We start from the raw sequence: 16,251 nt of genomic DNA, 5'->3' as shown, positions 1-16,251 counted from the left end.
GGCGCCCGCACCAGGCGCTGGGCATGAAGACACCCGCTGAGGCGTATGCTTTAGCGGCCTGATCTGAGCAGAAACCGCTGGGTCATTACATTCAAACAGTTCGCGAATCCCAGTCGACGCTGTAGCAAGATCCTCTTGGACGATCCTAGGCAACTTTGACGTTTTTAGGGCACGTTCCCGAGCGGACTCAACATGCTTTGTCCAGATGTTCCATATTCGGTTTGGGCTTCCGACCCCAATCCATTTCGTCAGAGTGTATTTCTCTACGTCTTTTCCGGCAGCTGTCATCTCCAGTCCTGCCTGTATTACTTCTTCTTCTGAAACTTTTGGTGGGCGGCCGATAGAAATTATTAAATTTCCTTTGTCTGTATTTAATAACAAGCAAGCAAACAAACAAATAAACTGGTCTGGTGAGCTATAAGGCTCTCCATCCATCGAAGTGCGAGATATCGGTAATTAATTCTGTCGGCCTAGCAGGGCATTAATGTCGGCGAGGTGTCTGCTGGCAGTCTCGGGGCTCGCAGGAGTGATTCTCTTGCGGCTGGATGCTTTCTCAGCTTCTCGGCGACGAGCTGCAGCAACTTCAACTCCCAAGTCCGGATGGAACTCTCCATTGATTGAGCGTTGGATCAAAGCGCGAAACCAGGAGAGCCAAGAATTTCGGATGGCGCCCTTGGTTATCGACGCTGATAACTCGTCCAGCAACTTTTGATGGCACGCTGGGGGAGCCGCGCTCAGCATTTGTATAGCGCACAGACGGTCTTCGTTAGACAGCTGCGGCGGGAAATGCATCTCCTCGTCTGGAGAGCCGGCACTCAAGTCTGCGGAAGCTGCTGTTGTCTTTTTTTCCTCTGTGTCTACAACTACTACTATTTCCTCTGACGATGAATCAACGGATGAAGCTTCAGTAGTAGTAGTTCTTTGCTTTTTTATAGTTTTTGTATTTGTATCTGGCTTTCCGGCGGCCGATTTATCCAGATGCGGAGGGTCCAATTGCGGAGGGTCCACATGCGGAGGGTCCACATGCGGAAATCCAGCTTCTGGCTCAGCCTCCCCGTTTGGCTTTGGCACACTTCTGACGATCCATCGCGCACCTGTGAACATCCCCGCCTCGCTGCGGGGTCGCAAAATGCTGAGGTAACCAAGCTCCTTGAGCTTGTTGATTGCGCTTCGGGTCGAAGTTTTCCCATCAGGGCGGCGCCGGCTCAACCATTCCAAGCTAATTCTTTTGCCGTTCGGAAGGTGCAATAGATCACAGAGCAAGCCAAGGGCCTTCCAGTCAAGTTCGCGATCACCAAATACGCTATTCGGAATGATCGTGAAATTTCGATCGCATTTCGCTTTGATAACAGTGAGAGTCCCCGTTGCAGGGTTGGGATTAGACATTTTCCGCCCTCCCATTACGCTCTCGGCGTGTGCGTTGTTCGGCCCTGGTAGGTCTGCCGCGACCCCTTGTCTTTGACCTTGCGGGTGTAGCCGTCGCTTGAGGAGTTGACGGAATAGGTGCAGGGGTTGCGGTAGTTACATGGCTCGCGAGCCACTGCTCGACGTCTTCAGCACGCCATAGAAGGCGCTTAGTGCCGGGCAGCCGACAAATCGGGGGAAGGGATGTGAGATTCCGGCTGGCCGCCGCGCGAATTGTGGAAGCCGACTTACGAAGACGCCCAGCGAGGTCTTCCACTGTAAGCAATACAGTCATGCGAATACTCCGTCCGCGTCGCACCGACAGACGATGTCGGTGCAAACGTCGGATGAGTCCGCGGCAGCCGCTGCATATTGCTCCCTCTGGCCTGGTGGCAAAGAGGGGCTACAGACCGGCCGGGTTGTGCCCACCGTTTCCAGCTCTCCAAGTGGCGTCGCGCTTTTCCGGCCTCATCCTGGACGGGCGCTAGCCTCTGTGGCGATTGCCGGCGAGTACGATCCGGCATCCTTTCTCACCTGCAACTACGTCCGCTTTTCATCGCAGGCTGCTGAACTCGTCGCCGCTTGACCGGGGAACATCTTGGCTAGCCTTCAGCCTGTTGGTCGTACGTGTCTTATCAGCGCTTGCACACAAGATAGCTGTGTTGTTCGAAAAAGTCACACAGAAGGCCGCTTTGTGCGGCCCTTCAGGGGCGTTGAATGGCACGAATATGTCACAACTTGTGTGCCAAACAACGACCCGAAAAGCAACGCAGCGCATCACGTCGTTAGGCGTAACGCGCTGTTTATATTGCATAAAATGGTGGAGCGGAGGAGGATCGAACTCCCGACCTTCGCGTTGCGAACGCGACGCTCTCCCAGCTGAGCTACCGCCCCACGGATACCACATCGACGGCCGGCATTATACGGCCGGGTCGGCGGACGGCAACTGCTCCGCCATCAGCGGTGCCAGCACGGGTTCAAGCTGTTCGCGGCGCCAGCCGGACAGGGCGTCGGGCCAGCGGCCGGTCTCCAGCAGCTGCTCCAGGCGCTTGCGCGATGCCAGCACGCCATCGGGGATGCCCAGGCTTGCGCCGAGGGCCGAGACGGCCTCCTGCATCTGGCGCACGGTCTTGCGGTCCGCCTCCACCGCAGGTGGCTCGGGAGCCTCGGCTTCATCGGCCAGCGGCGTTTCCAGCGCGCTCCAGATCTGCGCGGCCAGCTTGCGCGGCGCCTTGGGGTGGGCGTCGAGGCGGCGTTGCAGCTGGTCCTGGTTCTCCGGCGGCCTGCGGGCGAGTTCGAACGCAAGCTCGTTGTCCAGAACCCAGTTGCGCGGACGGTCGTGGCTGCGGGCGCGGGCCTCGCGCCAACGCAGCAGGCGCAGCAGGCGGATGCGGGAAGGGCCATCCACATGCTGGGCGCCGCGGGCCGAAAGGTGTGGCCAGGGCTCCGGCTCGCTGCCGGCAGCGCTGACCTGGCGCGCGCAGTCGTCTTCGAACCAGTCGCGCCGGCCGAGCGCGTCCAGTCGCGCGGACAGCTGGTCGTACAGCCCGCCGAGGTAACGCACGTCGTCGGCGGCGTATTCCAGCTGGGCGTCACTGAGTGGGCGCTTGAGCCAGTCGGAACGGGTCTGGCCCTTGGCCAGCTCCACGCCCAGCAGGTCGGCCACCAGGCGCTGGTAGCCGATGCCAGCCGCTATCCCGGTCAGCGCTGCCGCCACCTGGGTGTCGAACAGCGGCGTGGGCGCGGCGTTACATGAGTGGCTGAAGGCGACCAGGTCTTCGCCGGCGCTGTGCATGATCTTGACGATGGACTGATCCAGCAGCAGCGGGCGCAGCGCGTCCAGGATGCCCGGGGCGAGGGGGTCAAGCAGCAGGATGTCGTCGTCAATGGCAAGCTGTACCAGCGCCAGTTGCGGCCAGAACGTGCGCTCGCGGATGAATTCGGTATCCAGTCCGACGTGTTGCGGACGGCTGGCCAGACGGTTGCTGAGAACGGTGGGGTCGGTGACCCAGATCGGGTTGGATGCAGACATGGGGCGAGCCTAGCAGGTCAGCCCGGACCTGAACCGGCGCGCGGATGGATTGACGCTCTCCGCAGCGCGCCCTACCGTCGCGGTTTGACCGTTCCGATCCTGGAGGATCCGTTTGCGTATCCAGTCCCTTCTCATTGCCATTCTGATCGCGGTGCTGTGCGCCAGCTGCGGCAGGAAGTCGGACGCCGACGCACCCGTGGCGGAGGAAGCGGCGGAGGCCGTCTCGGGCAGCGTGACCATCAGCGGCGATGACAGCCAGGCAGGCAGCCTGACCTGGAAGCGTCCGCAGGTGACGCTGGACGAGGAGGGCACCGAACAGGCCCGGGAACAGGCGGGCGCGGCGTTGGAAGAGGACCGGCTGTACGACGACGGCGATGCCGCGATCCCGTTGTACCTGGCCCTGCTGGACCGCGACGCGGACAACGAGGATGCCAGGGCCGGTCTGGAGCGGGCCAGGCAGCGGCTGCTCGAGCTGGGGTCGCAGGCGCTGGGCGAGGCAGGCGACGACGCGGTGGCCCTGCGCGATGCGCGGCGCGTGGCAGCGGTGGCGCGGGGGGTGTGGCCGGACGACGGAGAGGTCGAATCCTACCTCCAGCAGGTGGACCTGGCCGAACGGCTTTGGCAGCTCAACAGCGAGGCGGAAGACCGGATTGCCGCCGGCAATTACGGGGAGTCCGGCAGCGGCGGAGCACTGGCCGTGCTGCGCGAGGTGCTGGAACTCAGTCCGGGGCAGCCGCGGGCCATGCAGAACGTGGCCGCGGTGGAGAGTGCCCTGATCCGGGATGCCGAAACGGCAGCAGACGAAGATGATTTCGACACCGCCGGAACGTGGCTGGATCGCGCCGCCACAATCCGGCCGGAAGCCAGCACGGTGCCGGATGCGCGGCAGCGGATCGAGCGCCAGCGTACGGTGCGCATCGCCCAGCTGCGTGACCAGGGCGTGTCCGTGCTGGCTGAGTTCGACGGCATTGCGAAGGCGCGCACGTTGCTGGCGGAGCTGCTGCGCATTGCCGAGCCCGGCGATCCGGCGGCGGCGGAGCTGCGCGAGCGCATTGACCTGGCGGTGCACTACGGCCTGTTCCGGCCGGGCCAGGTATTCACCGACGCCCTGGAAACCGGGGGGCGCGGGCCACGCATGGTGGTGGTGCCCCACGGTGCTTTCACCATGGGAGCTCCGGAAAGCGAGCGCGGGTCCACGGATCATGAGCGGCCGCAGCGCAATATCCGCTTCGACCGCGGTTTCGCGATGGCGGTCACCGAGGTCAGCGTGGGCGAGTTCCGACGCTTCATCAATGCCACCGGATTCCAGCCGCGGGCGGTACGGCGGGGATTTTCCATGGCATGGGACGAGCGCAGCGGCAACTTCGTGCGCAGCAGCGGGGTGGACTGGCGGTCCGGGTTCGCAGGTGGCCGGGCCGGCAGTGACATGCCGGTGATCCATGTGAGCGCGGAGGACGCCCAGGCCTATGCCGACTGGCTGTCGCAGCAGACCGGGCGCCGCTACCGGCTGCCGAGTGAGGCCGAGTTCGAATATGCGCTGCGTGTGGGCACGGGCACTGCGTTCCCCTGGGGCGATGGCGCGCCGCCTGAAGGCAGCGGCAATTTTACCGGTGACCGGGACCGCTCATCGGGTCAGCGCAGCTGGAGCAACGCCTTCAGGGGATACGATGACGGCTACTGGGGGCCCGCGCCCGTGGGCAGCTTCTCCGCCAATCCCTGGGGCCTGCACGATCTTGCCGGCAACGTCAGCGAGTGGGTGGCCGACTGCTGGCACGACAGCTATCGGCGGGCGCCGCGCGACGCCGCCCCCTGGGTCAATCCGGGCTGCCGCATGCAGGTGATCCGGGGTGGTGCTTGGGCCAGCTCGCCGGAGCAGACCCGGTCCGCCTGGCGCGCGCCAGCGGAGCGCGACACCACCAATGCGCGGATCGGCTTCAGGGTAGTGCGGGACCTTTGATTTGCCCGGCGCCCATGGGGCGTCATTGCCAGCGGAGGAGAGCTCATGGGACAGCGACGGGATGCAGGCCAGCGGCCCGCACGGCGGCGGGGCGGCGGGCTGAGGATATGGGTGCTGGTGGCCTTCATCGGCTACGGCGCCTGGTACTGGTTTTCCAACCAGAGCGTGGATCCAGTGACCGGAGAGAGCGTGCTCATCGACCGCTCGCTTTCCGCGGAGGATGAAAAATCCCTGGGTCTGCAGGCGTACGAGCAGATCTTGGCCCAGGAGCAGCCGGTTGATCCTGATGCGCCGATCTCGCGCCAGGTACGCAATATTGCCGAGCGCCTGCTGTCCAAAGTGGATGTCGTGGAAGCTGCGCTTGCCGCCGAGCACGGCCTGGAGCCCTCGCGGTTTTCCGAGTCCTTCGAGTGGGAGGTCAACGTGATCGAGTCCGAGCAGGCCAACGCGTTCTGCCTGCCGGGTGGGAAGATGGCGGTCTACACCGGCCTGGTACCGGTTGCGCAGAATGAAGACGCGTTGGCGGTGGTGATGGGCCATGAGATCGCCCACGCGCTGCTGCGCCATGGGGCGCAGCGGATGGCCCAGCAGCGCCTGAGCCAGATCGGCCAGGCAGCGGGCGCCTTCAGCGGCATGGATCCCCAGCAGCAACAGATGGTGATGGCGGCCATGGGCTACGGCTATCTGCTGCCTTATGCGCGCAAGCATGAAACCGAAGCGGACGAGGTGGGGCTGATGCTGGCGGCTGCGGCCTGTTTCGACCCGCACGAATCGGTACCGTTGTGGGAGCGCATGGGTCAGGCCAGCGGGGGCGAGGCGCCGCCCGAGTTCGCTTCCACCCATCCCAATCCCGGTACGCGCATCCAGAACCTGGAAGCGCTGTTGCCGAAGGCGCTGGAATACCGAGCCCGCTTCTGCGAAGAGGACGCGCTCCCCATGTAGGAGCGCGCCGTGCGCGCGAAGCCGCGTGACGCCAGGCCCACAACGGACGGCTAGAAGCTGATGAACAGTCCGCCGTTGACCGGCAGATTGGCGCCGGTGATGAAGCCGGCTTCATCGGCGGTGAGGAATTCCACCGCCCGCGCGATCTCTTCCGGCTGGCCAAGGCGGCCGGCCGGTACCTTGGAGACGATGTCGTCCCGCACCTGCTGCGGCATCGCCATCACCAGCGCGGTTTCGCAGTACCCCGGAGAAACGGAGTTCACCGTAACGCCCTTGCGTGCGCCTTCCCGGGCCATGGCCATGGTGAACCCGTGCATGCCGGCCTTGGCCGCCGAATAGTTGGCCTGGCCGAACTGTCCGGTCTGGCCATTGACCGAGCTGATATTCACCACCCGCCCGAAGCCGCGCGCGGACATGCCTTCGATCGCGGGCTGGCACATGTTGAATACGCCGCCCAGGTTCACGTCGATCACCTGCTGCCACTGGTGGCGGTCCATCTTGCGCAGGGTCACGTCGCGGGTGATGCCGGCGCCATTGACCAGGATGTCCAGCGAGCCGTGCTCCTGTTCAACGGTAGCCACGAAGGCTGCGCAGGTCTTGTGGTCAGTCACGTCCAGTTCGGCGAAGCTGATGTCGAGGCCTTCCACCCGCAGGTTGAAGGCGGCAATGCGTTCCCCATCGTCCGCCAGGTCCGTTGCAATCACGGTACGGCCCGCCTGGGCCAGGGCCACGCAGATTGCGCTCCCAAGGCCGCCAATGCCGCCGGTCACGACGGCAATTCTCTTGCTCATGCAGCGGATCCTTCAGCGTTCGCGCTTGTCGCCGGGGCGCTCGCGTCCGCCGGAAGGTTTCTGGCCAAGGCTGCCGGTCAGGTTCTTCTGGAATTCCTGCCACATCTCCATGTTGCGCTCGGTGAGCTTGTTCATCATGGCCCACGGCGTCTGGTCAACCAGCCCGTCCATCTGCTTGCGCAGCTGGTGCTGCTGTTCCAGGAACGAGTGCATCGAGCGTTCCAGGTAGGTGCCCATGAATCCCTGCAGCGAGTCGCCGTAGAAACGGATGATCTGGCTGAGCAGTTCGGTGGACAGGATCGGCGTGCCGTCCTGTTCGTGCTCGGAGATGATCTGCAGCAGCACCTGGCGGGTCAGGTCGGCGCCGCTGCGGGCGTCGACCACTTCGAAATCCTCGCCATCCACGATCAGCTGGCGGACATCCTCGATGGTGATGTAACTGGAAATCTCGGTGTCATAGAGACGCCGATTGGGGTACTTCTTGATGACACGGGTGGAGCTCATTGAACAAGCACTCACAGATCCCTGTTGCCTTGCAGCATGGCGCAGCAGGACAGGCCTTGCAAGCTGCACCAAAGGGCAACCGGCGCGCCCGCCGCAGCGCGGAAAGGCGCCTGCGGCCGGCTACCAGCCCATGTACTGGCCGCCATTGGCGGCAAGGTTTGCGCCGGTGATCCAGGATGCTTCTTCGGGCATGAAGAAGGACACCGCGTAGGCAATTTCCTCGGGCGTTCCAAGCCGTCCGGTAGGGATCTGGGCAATGATTTTCTCGCGCACTTCCTCCGGCACGGCCATCACCATGTCGGTGCCGATGTAGCCCGGGCAGACCGTGTTGACGGTAATGCCGTAACGGGCGTTTTCCTGCGCCAGCGAGATCGTGAAGCCGTGCATGCCGGCCTTGGCGGCGGCGTAGTTGGCCTGGCCGTACTGTCCCTTTTGGCCATTGATCGAGCTGATCTGCACGATCCGGCCCCATTTGCGATCGCGCATGCCATTGATCACGGGGCGGGTGACGTTGAACACCGAGCCCAGGTTGGTGTTGATCACCTCCTGCCACTGCTCGGGCACCATCTTGTGGAAGGTGCCGTCGCGGGTGATCCCGGCGTTGTTGATCAGGATGTCCACCGGCCCGAGCCTGTCCTCCACTTCTTTCACCATGGAAGCGGACTGCTCGGGGCAGGTGACATCGCCGGACACGGCGGTGATGTCGTAGCCGCCCTGCTTCATCTGTGCCAGCCAGGCCTGGGTGCGTTCCTCGTTGCGGTAATTGGTCGCCACCTTGTGGCCCGCGTCGGACAGGCGCTTGCAGATCGCGGTGCCGATACCGCCGGTACCCCCGGTTACCAATGCCACGCGCGTTGTCATGATGCTTGTCTCCGATAGGGCTGCTGGCAGGCGCGCGGGATCGCGCGTGCTCTGTCTGATTCTATGCATGGCCGATGACTTGCGTGTTGTGCGCTGCGGCGAAGCGCTCCGGATCGAATGCGAAAAGAGCATGCGGACCACTTGATTTCCACCGCGTGCGCTCATACTTCACGACCATGTGTTGGTGGCCGAAGCTGCCAGCAGTCATTCAATCCCTGGAGCCTTCAGTCCGATGTTCAAGCGCGTCTTCCTGTTTCTTGCCACCAACCTTGCCGTGCTGGCCCTGGTCAGCGTGGTCATGGCGATTTTCGGCATCGATCCGGCGACCAATGCCGGCCTGTTGATGTTCGCCGCGATCTTCGGCTTTGGTGGGTCCTTCATCTCCCTGGCCCTGTCGAAATGGACTGCCAAGCGGTCCACCGGCGCGCAGGTGATCACCCAGCCGCGGGGCGAGATGGAGCAGTGGCTGCTGTCCACGGTGCAGCGGCAGGCCCGCGATGCCGGTATCGGTATGCCCGAGGTTGCCATCTACGACGCGCCGGAGATCAACGCCTTCGCCACCGGCGCGCGGCGCAACAGCGCGCTGGTGGCGGTGTCCACCGGCCTGCTGCGCTCGATGACCCGTGATGAAGCCGAAGCGGTGCTGGCCCACGAGGTCGCCCACGTGGCCAACGGCGACATGGTCACCATGGCGCTGCTGCAGGGGGTGCTCAATACGTTCGTGATTTTCCTGGCGCGCATCGTCGGCCGGGCGATCGACAGCTACCTGAGCGGCAACCGCGACTCGGGTGGCGGCGGGATCGGCTATTTCGCGATTGTGTTCGTGCTGGACATGGTGTTCGGCCTGTTCGCCAGCATGATTGCCATGTGGTTTTCGCGGCGTCGCGAGTTCCGCGCCGATGCTGGTGGCGCGGAGCTGGCCGGTCGGGAAAAGATGATCGCCGCACTGGAGCGGCTGAACCAGACCTACGGCCAGAACACCCTGCCCAAGCAGGTGGCCGCGTTCGGCATCAGCGGCAGTGTCGGCGGCGGTCTGAAGAAGCTGCTGATGAGCCATCCGCCGCTGGAAGAGCGCATTGCCACGCTGCGCAACGCTTCGGTCAAGTCGGGCATGACGATCCGCGTCTGAATCCTGCACCGTGGCCCGGAGCCGGTCCGGGCCACGGCAGTGCCGCTTCGCGGCTCTGGCGCGCTTTGCCTAATCGAATTCGTAGCTCATGCCGGGCCCGGCCTGGGCCAGGAAACTGCCCTGGGCGTAATCGATGCCGGCGGCGAACAGGATCGACATGCTCGCCGCATCCTGGATGTATTCGGCCACGGTGCGGATTCCCAGTTCGCGGGCCTTTCCGGCGATCTCGGACACCCGCTGCTGGCTCTCCTGGTTCTGTGGCAGGTCTTCGCTGAAGCTCCGGTCGAGCTTGAGCAGCTGCGGCTGCAGGTGGCTCAGCAGCTGGAATGAATCCAGCCCCGAGCCGAACTGGGTCAGTGCCAGGCGACAGTCGAACTTGCCAATGGCCGCGGCGAAGTCCTGCGCCGCCTTGAGGTGGGTGAACACCTTGGCCTCAGGCAGTTCCAGCACCAGGTATTCACCCGGCACGCCGTGCCTGGCCAGCTGTTCGCCGATATAGCGCACCAGGCTGTCGTCATGCAGGGCGGCCTGGCTGATTTTGACCAGCAGGGTGGTGGGCTTGTTGGCCTGCATGCGCTCGCCGATGCAGGCAATGGCGCGTCCCACCACGTGGTGGTCGATCTCCCACAGCAGCCCCTGCTCTTCGGCGATCTGCAGGAACTCCAGCGGTTTGACCAGCTCGCCTTCGCCGTCGTCCAGCCGCAGCAGGCTCTCGTAGACGGCCCCGGTATCCCCATGCAGGCTGATCACCGGCTGGTAGTGCAGCACGAAGCCGTTGTTGTCCAGGGCATCGCGAAGCCGCGCCACCCAGGCCTGCACGTGCTCTTCCTCGGCCCGGTCGACCGCGCCGGGATCGAAGATCTCGAAGCGGTTGCCGCCCACGTCAAGGGCGGTGCGGATACCTTCGTCCGCCTTGGCCAGCACCTGGCTGACACTGGCGATCTTTTCGCCAATCTGCACGCCGCCGATGCTGATTGTCACCACGCTTGAATGGGTGCCGATCTGGAACACGTCCGCCGCGAACCCCTCGGCAAGGCGTCGGGCCATCGCCTTGGTGGCGTCGTAATCGGCGTCGGGGATCAGGACGGCCAGGCGATGCTCGGCGTAGCGTGCCGGGATGGCGTCATCGCCCACGCAGGCCTGCAGGCGCTGTGCGAGTGCGGCCAGCATGTCGTCGGCTGCATCCAGGCCGATCTCCTGCAGCAGCCGCTGGTAGTGGTCCGGCTCGATCATCAACAGGCCGTGGCGGCCTCCGCCCTGGGCGGCGTTGGCAACCGCGTCTTCCAGTCGGCGCAGGAACGTGGGGCGGTTGAGCAGTCCGGTCACCTGGTCGCGCTTGCGCAGCTCTTCCAGCTGGCGGGCAAGCTCGGGGTCCACCTCCTCGCGGCGGAAGATCACCTGCAGGCAGGCCTCGCCTTCGTACTGGGCCGGGGTGAATTCCATCGAGGCGGGGAAGCCGTTTCCTTCGATGTCGCGCGCTTCCAGGTCATAGCGATCGGGCGGTGATTCGCCTCGGGCCAGGCGCTTGAGCAGGTCCTTGAACTCCTCCACGTGCTGGGGCGCCACCATGTCCAGCAGCGACATTCCTTCCACGTCTTCGAACGAGTCGTAGCCGAACATTTCCAGGTAGGCCGAATTGGCGCGGATGTGCATGCCTTCATGGATGTAGGCGATCGGATCGCGCGAGGAATCGATCAGCGCGTCGCAGCGGCGTTCGGTCTCCCGCACCCGGCCTTCAAGCAGCCGCAGCATGCGGCGGGCGTTGAGGTCGTTGCGCTCATCGCGCACGGCGTTCAGCAGCAGCTGGTCGTTGTCGCGCAGGACGATGCGGCGCACGCCATGGGCGTGGGCGCTGATGAAGCAATCGCGGTCGATGCTGTCGGCCACGGCCAGCAGGGGCACGTCCTTGCCGCTGGCCTGGACCAGCCGGGCGACGTCTTCCAGGGTGATGGCACTGGAGGCCAGCGCTGCCAGGATCAGGTCGATCCCCTGGCCCGAAAACATGCCTTCCAGCTCTTCCAGCGAAGCGGGGCGCAGCGGACGCACGGCGATGCCGGCGTTGCGCAGCGCGCTCACGATCGCCTCGGCCTCTTCCATGCTGTCGTCGATGACCATCAGCCGAAGCGCGTTGTCTTGATGTGCCGCCATTCAACCTCCCCTAAAGTGCTCACGGGTTATGCCACGCACCCCCGGCCGAGTCCATTCAAGATGCCTCAAAGTGGGCGCTTGGACGCGTCTCCGGCGACCTCGCGCACGAGCTTTGGAACCAGATAGCCCGGCAGGCGGTGGAGCAGGGCGCGGTGCAGGGCCATGGCCGTTGCGTCAGGCACCTCGAAATGCGCCGCGCCGGCTACCCGGTCCAGCTGGTGCAGGTAGTAGGGCAGCACGCCCGCCTCAAAGCCGCGCTCGCACAGATCGGCGAGCGCCTGCTCGCTGTCGTTCACCCCGCGCAGCAGCACGGCCTGGTTGAGCAGGGTGGCGCCGGCATCGCGCAGTCGCGTCATGGCGGCATCCACGTGGGTATCGAATTCGTTGCCGTGATTGGCGTGCACCACCACGGTGGTTGGCCAGGGCAGGGCGGCCAGCCAGCCGATGAGTTCATCATCCACCCGTTCCGGCAGCACGATTGGCAGCCGGCTGTGGATGCGCAGCCGTCGCAGGTGCGGGACCGCGACCAGGGCGTCGGTCAGCTCCGCCAGCTTGGATGTGGCCAGCGACAGCGGGTCGCCGCCGGACAGGATCACCTCATCGATGCCCGGATCCGCCGCGATGGCGGCTGCCGCCTCGCGCCAGCCCCCGGCGGCGGCGGTTTCCTCGGCGTAGGGAAAGTGGCGGCGGAAGCAATAGCGGCAGTGGACCGCGCAGCTGCCGGTGGACACCAGCAGGGCGCGGCCGTTGTACTTGCGGATCAGGCCGCGACCGGCGCGGGCGGCGCCGTCGCCGACGGCGTCGATGTCAAACCCCGGGACCGGGCGCATTTCATCATCCAGGGGCAACACCTGGCGCAGCAGCGGGTCGTTCAGGTCGCCGTGGCGCATCCGGGCCACGAAGCTGCGCGGCACGCGAAGCGGGAATTGCGCCGCGGCGCCAGCGGATACCGCGCCGGCCGCCTGCTCGAGCCCGAGCAGCGCGAGCAGCTCGCGCGGGTCGCGTACTGCTTCGCGCCAGGCCTGTTGCCAGCGCCGGTGCTGCATGGATAGGGGGGCTGCAGGTATCATGAATGGTCAGTTTCCGTCCGGCCCGGAAGGTTGGGCCGGACCCCCCACATTCTAATCCGCCCGCGCGGCGGACACCGCAGGAGCAACCGATGGCCAACCACGGCATGAACGACGTCAAGAATGGGATGAAGATCCTGGTCAACGGCGAACCGGCGGTCATTACCGACACCGACTTCGTCAAGCCCGGCAAGGGCCAGGCCTTCACCCGGGTCAAGTACCGCCAGATCCGCACCGGCCGGGTGCAGGAAGTGACCATGAAGTCGACCGACACGGTGGAAGCGGCCGACGTGCTGGATACCGATATGCAGTACCTGTACAGCGACGGCGAGTACTGGCACTTCATGAATCCGGAATCCTTCGAGCAGGTGCAGGCCGATGCGACCGGCATGGGCGGCGCCGAAAAGTGGCTGAAGGGTGAGGAGGAGTGCGTGGTGACCCTGTGGAACGGCACCCCGATCCAGGTCACCCCGCCCAATTTTGTCGAGCTGCAGATCTCCCAGACCGACCCGGGCGTGCGCGGTGATACCTCGGGCGGCGGCGGCAAGCCGGCCACCCTGGAGACCGGCGCCGTGGTCCGCGTGCCGCTGTTCGTGGGCCAGGATGAAATCATCAAGGTCGATACCCGTTCCGGCGAGTACGTTTCCCGGGTGAAGTGACGTGGCGGACGCTCCTTTGACCGAAACCGCTCCAGAAGCCGTTGACCTGCTGATTGAAGCCGGTTACGTGGTCCCGATCGAGCCGCACGGCGTCGTGCTGGAAGACCATGCCGTTGCCGTGCGCGACGGCGCCATCGTGGCCGTGCTCCCCGCCGCCCAGGCGCGTGCCCGGTTCACGGCCAGGGAAACGGTGTCGCGCCCCCACGGCGCGCTGATTCCGGGGCTGGTCAACGCCCATACCCACAACCCGATGACCCTGCTGCGCGGCATTGCCGACGACCTGCCGCTGATGGTGTGGCTGCAGGAGCACATCTGGCCGGTGGAAGCGGCGGTGATCGGGCCGGAGTTCGTGGCCGACGGCGTGGAGCTGGCGATCGCGGAGATGCTCCGCGGCGGCACCACCTGCGTCAACGAGAACTACTTCTTCCCCGATGTGCAGGCCGCCACCTATCGGCGCCACGGCTTCCGCGCCCGGGTCGGCCTGCCGGTGATCGACTTCCCCACCGCCTGGGCGAAGAGTGACGACGAATACTTCGACAAGGCCGGCGAGGTCCACGACCAGTGGCGCGGCGATGCGCTGATCGACACCGCCTTCGTCCCGCATGCGCCGTACACGGTCAAGGACGCCAGCTTCGAGCGCATCCGCATGCTGGCCGACCAACTGGACGTGCCCGTGCATCTGCACCTGCACGAGACCGCGCAGGAGGTGGAGGAGTCGCAGAAGCAGTACGGCCAGCGGCCGATCGCCCGCCTGGACCGGCTGGGGCTGATCAACGACCGCCTGATCGCCGTGCACATGACCCAGCTGACCCAGGCCGAGATCGAGCTGTGCGCCGAGCGCGGGGTGTCGGTGGTGCACTGTCCGGAATCCAACCTCAAGCTCGCCTCCGGTTTCTGCCCGGTGTGCGCACTCGAGCGTGCCGGCGTGAACCTGGCGATCGGCACCGACGGCTGCGCCAGCAACAACGACCTGGACATGTTCGGGGAGACTCGCACCGCTGCCCAGCTGGCCAAGGCGGTGGCCAATGACGCCGCAGGCTTCGACGCCGCGACGGCCCTGCGCGCGGCGACCCTTGGCGGCGCGAAGGCGATCGGGTTCGATCACCTGGTCGGCTCGATAGAACCCGGCAAGCAGGCCGACCTGGCCTGCGTGGACCTGTCCGCGCTGGAGTCCCAGCCGCTGCACAACGTGCTCTCGCAGCTGGTCTATGCCACCGGCCGCCACCAGGTGAGCGACGTATGGATCGCCGGGCAGGCAAAACTGGCCTCGCGCAAGCTGGTGGGCATGGACGAGGACGCCGTGATTGCAAATGCCAGGCAATGGCGTGGACGCATTGCCGGCCTCCATGGACGTACTCCGTGAGCACTGACAACTTCCGCCAGGCGGAACTCGACAAATTTGCCGCCCTTGCCAGCCGCTGGTGGGACCCGGACGGTCCGCAAAAGCCCCTGCACGCCCTCAACCCCGTGCGCTTGGACTACGTGGCCCGACGCGCCCCGCTGCGCGGTGCGCGGGTGCTGGACGTGGGCTGTGGCGGCGGCCTGCTGAGCGAGGCGATGGCGCGCGATGGCGCAGAGGTGACCGGCATCGACCTGGCCGAAGAGCTTGTCAGGGTTGCCCGGCTGCATGCCCTGGAGTCCGCCGTGCAGGTGGAGTATCAGGTGACCCCGGTGGAAGCACTGGCGGTGGCGCAGCCGGGCAGCTTCGACGTGGTCACCTGCATGGAAATGCTGGAGCACGTGCCGGATCCGGCGGCGATCCTGCAGGCCTGCGCCACGCTGCTGAAGCCGGGCGGCATGCTGTTCGTTTCCACGCTCAACCGCACGCCGCAGGCGTTTGCGCTGGCGATCGTTGGAGCCGAATACGTGGCCCGGCTGCTGCCCAGGGGCACGCACAGGTACGAGGACTTCATCAAGCCTTCGGAGCTGGCTGCGTGGCTGCGTGGCGCCGGCATGCAGCTGGATGACGTCAGCGGCATGATCTACGAGCCGTGGCGGAATTCCGCACGCCTGTCGCGACGTACCGGGGTCAACTACCTGACCGCAGCGCGCAAGCCGGGTGGCGGCAATGACTGAGGCCGTGGCGGGCCGCTTCCCGCCCGCCGTACTGTTTGACCTGGATGGCACGCTGCTCGACAGCGCGCCGGACATGCTGGCCACCGTGAACCGCATGCGCGATACCCGCGGAATGCCGCCGCTCGGCCTGACGGCGCTGCGCCCCACCGTATCCAAGGGCGCGCGGGCGATGTCCGCGGTGGCGTTTCCGGACCTGTCGGCGGAAGAAATCGCCGCACTGGTGCCGGAGTTCCTCGATATCTACCGCCAGGAGCTGGGTCGCCACAGCCATGCCTTCGAAGGCGTGGAAGAGATGCTGGCCGCGCTGGAGCAGGCCGGCACCGTCTGGGGCATCGTGACCAACAAACCTGAATATCTCGCCCGCGAAGTGGTTCCGCAGCTGGGCTGGCAGTCGCGCTGCGCCGTGCTGGTGGGCGGCGATACCCTGGCCGAGCGCAAGCCGCATCCCTTGCCGCTGCTGCATGCGGCCGAGGCGCTGGGGATGCCCGCCGGCCAGTGCGTCTACGTGGGAGACGACGAGCGTGACATCGTGGCCGCCCAGGCCGCGAGGATGCCCTCCGTGGTGGCCCTGTGGGGCTACCGCCTGGACGGTGATGATCCGATCGCCTGGCGCGGCGACGTGATGGTCGACGCGCCGCATGACCTGCTTGACCCGGCCGCCTGGCCGGCGGTGGGTTGACC

General features: G+C 65.4%; 14 protein-coding genes and 1 tRNA gene. 7 read left to right on the top strand and 8 right to left on the bottom strand.

Features of this window, described 5'->3' with window-relative positions:
• Positions 1-456: 456 nt before the first annotated feature.
• From ACW7G3_RS03705 to rnd, 3 genes are all read right to left on the bottom strand, one after another.
• Complete coding sequence (locus ACW7G3_RS03705; RefSeq protein ID WP_456981114.1) at positions 457-1,386, bottom strand: hypothetical protein; 930 nt, start codon at positions 1,384-1,386, stop codon at positions 457-459.
• 836 nt (positions 1,387-2,222) lie between these two features.
• Positions 2,223-2,298 (bottom strand) — tRNA-Ala (locus tag ACW7G3_RS03700).
• 25 nt (positions 2,299-2,323) lie between these two features.
• On the bottom strand, positions 2,324-3,436 hold the full coding sequence (gene rnd / locus ACW7G3_RS03695; protein WP_456981112.1) for a ribonuclease D: 1,113 nt from the start codon (positions 3,434-3,436) through the stop codon (positions 2,324-2,326).
• Positions 3,437-3,542: 106 nt separating this feature from the next.
• Between rnd and ACW7G3_RS03690 the strand changes: the two genes are divergently transcribed.
• Together ACW7G3_RS03690 and ACW7G3_RS03685 are read left to right on the top strand one after the other, a co-directional pair.
• Positions 3,543-5,393 carry an SUMF1/EgtB/PvdO family nonheme iron enzyme gene (locus ACW7G3_RS03690; RefSeq protein WP_456981161.1) on the top strand — a complete coding sequence of 617 codons (1,851 nt, stop codon included), beginning with the start codon at positions 3,543-3,545 and terminating at the stop codon, positions 5,391-5,393.
• Positions 5,394-5,438: 45 nt separating this feature from the next.
• The gene (locus ACW7G3_RS03685) at positions 5,439-6,335 is read left to right on the top strand and encodes a M48 family metallopeptidase (protein ID WP_456981110.1); all 897 of its coding nucleotides are present in this window, start codon (positions 5,439-5,441) and stop codon (positions 6,333-6,335) included.
• A 50-nt stretch (positions 6,336-6,385) separates the two neighbouring features.
• Here ACW7G3_RS03685 and phbB (ACW7G3_RS03680) read toward each other — a convergent pair whose 3' ends face one another.
• The 3 genes from phbB (ACW7G3_RS03680) to phbB (ACW7G3_RS03670) form a co-directional block, all read right to left on the bottom strand.
• Positions 6,386-7,126 (bottom strand): acetoacetyl-CoA reductase, encoded by a 741-nt coding sequence (gene phbB, locus ACW7G3_RS03680; RefSeq protein WP_456981109.1) that lies wholly within the window; start codon positions 7,124-7,126, stop codon positions 6,386-6,388.
• Positions 7,127-7,138: 12 nt separating this feature from the next.
• Entirely contained in the window at positions 7,139-7,630 is a 492-nt protein-coding gene (gene phaR / locus ACW7G3_RS03675; RefSeq protein ID WP_456972548.1) for a polyhydroxyalkanoate synthesis repressor PhaR, read from the bottom strand.
• 120 nt (positions 7,631-7,750) lie between these two features.
• Positions 7,751-8,491 (bottom strand): acetoacetyl-CoA reductase, encoded by a 741-nt coding sequence (gene phbB, locus ACW7G3_RS03670; protein ID WP_456972546.1) that lies wholly within the window; start codon positions 8,489-8,491, stop codon positions 7,751-7,753.
• 232 nt (positions 8,492-8,723) lie between these two features.
• Here phbB (ACW7G3_RS03670) and htpX point away from each other — a divergent pair, with 232 nt between their 5' ends.
• Complete coding sequence (htpX, locus tag ACW7G3_RS03665; RefSeq protein ID WP_456972544.1) at positions 8,724-9,620, top strand: protease HtpX; 897 nt, start codon at positions 8,724-8,726, stop codon at positions 9,618-9,620.
• Positions 9,621-9,689: 69 nt separating this feature from the next.
• Here htpX and ACW7G3_RS03660 read toward each other — a convergent pair whose 3' ends face one another.
• Together ACW7G3_RS03660 and epmB are read right to left on the bottom strand one after the other, a co-directional pair.
• Positions 9,690-11,768 (bottom strand): EAL domain-containing protein, encoded by a 2,079-nt coding sequence (locus ACW7G3_RS03660; RefSeq protein WP_456981107.1) that lies wholly within the window; start codon positions 11,766-11,768, stop codon positions 9,690-9,692.
• A gap of 65 nt (positions 11,769-11,833) precedes the next feature.
• Positions 11,834-12,838, bottom strand: a complete 1,005-nt coding sequence (gene epmB, locus ACW7G3_RS03655; RefSeq protein WP_456981105.1) for an EF-P beta-lysylation protein EpmB — start codon at positions 12,836-12,838, stop codon at positions 11,834-11,836.
• A gap of 89 nt (positions 12,839-12,927) precedes the next feature.
• Here epmB and efp point away from each other — a divergent pair, with 89 nt between their 5' ends.
• From efp to ACW7G3_RS03635, 4 genes are read left to right on the top strand one after another with little or no spacing between them, the layout of a single operon-like run.
• On the top strand, positions 12,928-13,494 hold the full coding sequence (gene efp, locus ACW7G3_RS03650) for an elongation factor P (protein ID WP_456981103.1): 567 nt from the start codon (positions 12,928-12,930) through the stop codon (positions 13,492-13,494).
• A 16-nt stretch (positions 13,495-13,510) separates the two neighbouring features.
• On the top strand, positions 13,511-14,857 hold the full coding sequence (locus ACW7G3_RS03645; protein ID WP_456981102.1) for a TRZ/ATZ family hydrolase: 1,347 nt from the start codon (positions 13,511-13,513) through the stop codon (positions 14,855-14,857).
• Positions 14,815-15,570 (top strand): bifunctional 2-polyprenyl-6-hydroxyphenol methylase/3-demethylubiquinol 3-O-methyltransferase UbiG, encoded by a 756-nt coding sequence (ubiG, locus tag ACW7G3_RS03640; RefSeq protein WP_456981100.1) that lies wholly within the window; start codon positions 14,815-14,817, stop codon positions 15,568-15,570. Before ACW7G3_RS03645 ends, ubiG begins: the two co-directional genes overlap by 43 nt.
• Entirely contained in the window at positions 15,563-16,249 is a 687-nt protein-coding gene (locus ACW7G3_RS03635; protein ID WP_456972531.1) for a phosphoglycolate phosphatase, read from the top strand. Before ubiG ends, ACW7G3_RS03635 begins: the two co-directional genes overlap by 8 nt.
• The last annotated feature ends 2 nt before the right edge of the window (positions 16,250-16,251 follow it).

It is taken from the genome of Luteimonas sp. A478 (genome assembly GCF_054052025.1).
The sequence above is the reverse complement of the archived record's forward strand: the minus strand, read 5'-3'. Positions and strand labels throughout refer to the sequence as shown.